General features: G+C 67.1%; 1 pseudogene. It reads left to right on the forward strand.

Annotated features, from left to right (window positions below):
- Window positions 1-438: pseudogene (locus FL311_RS44795) on the forward strand (molecular chaperone DnaJ); the annotation flags it as partial.

The following is a 438-nucleotide window of genomic DNA, read 5'->3' on the forward strand; positions in this document are numbered from 1 at the left end:
CTCTGCGCCTGGGGCCCACGCCCGCCAAGAACAAGCGAGCCAGCGAGGACGACCTGTGGCGCATCGTCTCCTTCGACAAGGACGAAGCCGCCGAAACCCTCACGGCCTCCTTCGAAGCCGCCCTCCAGCAGGTGGATGCCCACCTGGAGACGCTCGTCCGCTCGGATGTCAATCAGGCGAACGTCGGCGCGGAGGAGCCCCCGGTCGAAGCCATCGTCGAAGCAACCATTGAAGCGGACTTCGAGACCTTCCCCGGTGACAACACCGGCCCAACTGGCGAGACTGCGTGGTCCGAGCCGTCTGGAGACTTGGACGACTGGGATTTCGACGAGGACGACGTGGCGGCAGACCCCTCCAATCCCGACGAGGCCGCGAAGCTCCGGCGCCAGCGCCTGCTGCGCCGTGCGATGGAGAACATGGGCGTGCTCGGAGGACGCG

Origin of the sequence: Myxococcus sp. AB025B (genome assembly GCF_006518215.1) — a bacterium.
Taxonomy (GTDB): domain Bacteria; phylum Myxococcota; class Myxococcia; order Myxococcales; family Myxococcaceae; genus Myxococcus; species Myxococcus fulvus.